Source organism: Desulfobotulus sp., from assembly GCF_034006065.1.
In the GTDB taxonomy this organism is placed as follows: Bacteria; Desulfobacterota; Desulfobacteria; order Desulfobacterales; family ASO4-4; genus Desulfobotulus.
In genome coordinates, this window is the sequence record NZ_JAVETM010000101.1 from 1 (window position 1) to 3,496 (window position 3,496).

A 3,496-nucleotide genomic window follows, 5' to 3' on the forward strand; every position below is an offset into this window, starting at 1 on the left:
CCATCCCGTATAAGGTTTTCACCATTGCAGCGGGCATGTTTGCCCTGGATCTTCCCGTGTTTTTTCTGGCCTCGCTGTTTTCCAGGGGAGCCCGGTTTTTTCTGATCGCAGGGTTGGTCTGGAAATTCGGGCCGGTCATACGGTCTTTCATTGACCGCTACTTTGACCGCCTGGCCTTCCTTTTTGTGGTGCTGCTTGTGGGGGGCTTTGGTCTCATCCGTTTTGTGTTCTGATGTGTTTCCATGATAATCCCTGACAGAGGACGTACTGCGGGTGGGGCTTTTTATTTTCTGAGCCCGGTGGATGGTTGCGGAAAACGCTGTTTTGTGGTTAGTATTGTCGGTAATGCGTTGGCGGATTCGGAGCTGGGGTCCTGTTTTGGGCTTCCTATGCTGTGCTGCGAAAAAAAAGCTTGAACAATACCCGTGAGAAGCTGTAAGCTCTGCTTAATTTATTAAGCTTAAAGCAGCTCTGTTTTCACTAAAGAATACCCTTAAATAAGGGGTGTTCTGAATCCTTCCAATGTCTTTGTTCTGCGTTGTGGATGCTTTTTCGGGTCCAGGGTCTTCAAAACTAAAAAAAAAGGAGTGCGCAATGTTTATGAAAAAAGCACGGGTCTTTGTGGCTGCGGCGGGTATGCTTGCCCTGGCCGTTGGTTGCAGCAGCACTGTGGATACGACACCCAAGCCCGGGCCGCTTCCCGTACCTGTGAATGGTCAGGTCATCAAGGGACCGGTTGTGGGCGCTAAGGTATGGGCGGACAAGGTTGTGGATGCCCAGACCGGCCTTGGCAACAATATCCAGGATGCTGACGAACCCTTCACAACGACCAAGGCGGATGGTTCCTTTGATATGGATCTGCCCGCAGGATTCACGGACAACTATGTGTTTGTAACCTTCGGTGGTCAGACCGAAGATCCTGCTACCGGCCTTATGGTCGCTGCAGCCCCCATGATGGCGCCCAAAGGCGCAAAGCGGGTAACGCCCATCACCACCCTGGTGGCTCTTGTTCCTCCGGCGGAAAGGGATGCTTTCAAAGCATCCATGGGTGTTACGGACGCCAACTATGACATGGACATTTCCGCACCTGAAAACAAGGACACAGCCCTGGGCCAGCAGCTCCTGGAAATCTCCTGGGTGGTTCAGAGAACCATCGCCCTTGTTCAGCAGCAGCTTCTTTCAGGCGGTAAGGCTACGGACACCGCCGCCAACCTCGCCATTGTGGCCAACCTTGCAAAGCAGGTGAAAGAAGAAGTCACGAAAAATCCCGGCGAAGGTAAGGGTCTTGCCGCTGTGGTTGCCAACGCAGGCACCATCGCGCAGAATACGGTGCAGGCCGTGTTTGATGATCCTGCCATCGAGAAAAAACCTGAAGTTACCCAGGATACGGTCAACACCGTGAAGCAGGACGCGGCCAAGGAAGCTGAACTGGCCAAGAAACTCACGAACCCTGCCATCCGCATTGCCAAGACTACCATCAAAGTAGCGGGTCAGGACCGGGTGATTGATACGACTCAGGAAGTGGGCCTTCTGCCCAACGAGCCCCACAACGTGGGTTCCTTTGCCTTTGAAATCGGCTTTACCCAGGATGGTCTGGATACCATTGCAGACACCAAGTCCAGAACCTGGACCAATGCTTCTGTGATCATGGAAGCCAAGAACAAGGCTGCTGGCAGCAAGCAGAACATCAAAGCCGTGGTTTCCGGCGTTACGGTGAAAGTAGACAGGGCAGGCACTGTTCCCACGGTGACCCTCACCTATGGCGCAGCCACCAAGCTGACCATCACCGGCACCTATGCCAGTGGTGAAGCCATCAACAAGGTTGAGATTCAGGACACCAATCCCCAGGCCAATGCCATTGTAAAGGCGGAAGGCAAGAACGTAACTGTGGATATCGCAGGGCTTAAGGAAAAAATCGCCAAGGTGGACGCTACGCTGGACCAGAAAATCCGTGGCATCACCTTCAGCAAGGATGATGCTTATGAACTGAAGTTCAGCGTGACTTCAGGAACGGAAGCTGGCCTGCTGCAGGCTCAGACCGTGAATGTGAAGATTCAGTAATTGCAGAAACCAGAGGGAAAAGGATTGTGCCTGATAACCATCGGACCTTCTTCTGGAATGGGCTGATCTGAGATATGGAATCCGTAAGCAGGTTTTGTTTCAGGCACTGCCTTTCCTGCTCCCTTGAGTAAGTCATCGGGCCGCTCTCCTTTGTGTGGGAGCGGCCCGTTTCATTAATTTTTCGGACGGGCATGGGGCTGTGGATGGGAAAACGGTATGTGTGGGGCCTTTTTTTTGTACTGCTGCTGGGCCCGGCGGTTTCGGCGTTTGGGGATCTGGGCGGTGAGGGTTTTCGTAACGTGGGAGAGTGGCAGGAGGCGCGCTGGAAGATAACAGCAGGTGCGCGGGGGATCACGGATTCTCTGGATGTTCTGAATCTGCGGGACACAGATGTGGGAAACCGCCATTCCATTGATCCCGGTGACCTCCAGGGTGCGGGGCTTCGGATCAGTCGTCTCCTGGGGCCGAATGCGCGGGTCCAGCTTTCCCTTGGGCATGATGTCCTGGACTATGGCTTTGAAGACCTCAAGGTGTTTCAGGCGAGTGGCTCCGGCCACTGGCGACCCTTTTCATGGATGCAGGTATGGGCGGGATTGCGGAGCAGCATGGCCGCAGATATGACATACACAACGCCTGATGCCGTGAATGCCATGCTGGGCCGGTTTAAGGTACGGGATAAGGTGGACTGGGATGATGAGGATGTGCGCTTTATCCGAACAAGCGGCACCATGACCATCACGGTTTTTGTTCCCAGGGAAGGAAGGCCGGATCCGAAGATTGCGCTGGAGGATCTTTCGGATCGTACCCTGTTTGCGGGTATGGTGCTGGGAGCTCCCATCGGTATTCTGACCCCTTCGGTTTTTGTGGAAGTGGGACGAACGGATATTACCACCCGGCTGAGTACAACCCTGGATGTTTACGCAGATGCGGTGGACAGAAAACTGCCTGTGAAGTTTCCTCTTTCCCTGGATCGGGATGAAAATTATCTGGAGGCGGGGGTTTCCTGCGCTCTTCGTCTGGGCTCATCCTGGCGGCTTCTTGCGGAATACAGCGAAATCCAGATTGACCGGGATAAGGGGCTCGACAGCCAGGAGAAAAACCAGATACTTTCCTCCGCCCTGTTCTGGCGTTTTTCTGAAAAAATGGAGCTTCACCTGGGAGCGCGGTATTTTGAACGCCAGCTGAACGGTGTGCTTCCCTTTCTTTACAATACCTACAGCCAGAGTACCTTTCGCCACAGCTATGGCCTGATTTATGGCGGGGTTTCCTTTTTCTGGGATGGCTTCTGAGGGAAAGTGTTGTCCATAACCACTTGAAAGGTTGTTTTGTTTTTGGTAATGAATTTTCGATATTTTTTATGAAAATCATTTCCATAAACGCCACCTGCGACATGTGAGGATTGTGCTTGAATGCTACATAAACGGATTTTCTGGAT

3 protein-coding genes and 1 pseudogene are annotated in these 3,496 nt (G+C 53.0%); 3 read left to right on the top strand and 1 reads right to left on the bottom strand.

The window, feature by feature from the left end:
• The 3 genes and pseudogenes from RBR60_RS16420 to RBR60_RS16430 form a co-directional block, all read left to right on the top strand.
• Positions 1–233, top strand: a pseudogene (locus RBR60_RS16420) (DedA family protein); the annotation flags it as partial.
• A gap of 361 nt (positions 234–594) precedes the next feature.
• The gene (locus RBR60_RS16425; RefSeq protein ID WP_320358807.1) at positions 595–2,061 is read left to right on the top strand and encodes a hypothetical protein; all 1,467 of its coding nucleotides are present in this window, start codon (positions 595–597) and stop codon (positions 2,059–2,061) included.
• Positions 2,062–2,264: 203 nt separating this feature from the next.
• Positions 2,265–3,350 (top strand): hypothetical protein, encoded by a 1,086-nt coding sequence (locus RBR60_RS16430; RefSeq protein ID WP_320358809.1) that lies wholly within the window; start codon positions 2,265–2,267, stop codon positions 3,348–3,350.
• Here the strand turns inward: RBR60_RS16430 and RBR60_RS16435 are convergent.
• Positions 3,314–3,496 (bottom strand): hypothetical protein (locus RBR60_RS16435; protein WP_320358811.1); only part of this gene is annotated, 183 nt, incomplete at its 5' end. The two genes, RBR60_RS16430 and RBR60_RS16435, sit on opposite strands and share 37 nt — an antisense overlap.

Bases quoted from the DNA above. Each gene is read 5' to 3' on its own strand.
- RBR60_RS16425 (WP_320358807.1), top strand. From the start codon at position 595: ATGTTTATGAAAAAAGCACGGGTCTTTGTGGCTGCGGCGGGTATGCTT.
- RBR60_RS16430 (WP_320358809.1), top strand. From the start codon at position 2,265: ATGGGAAAACGGTATGTGTGGGGCCTTTTTTTTGTACTGCTGCTGGGC.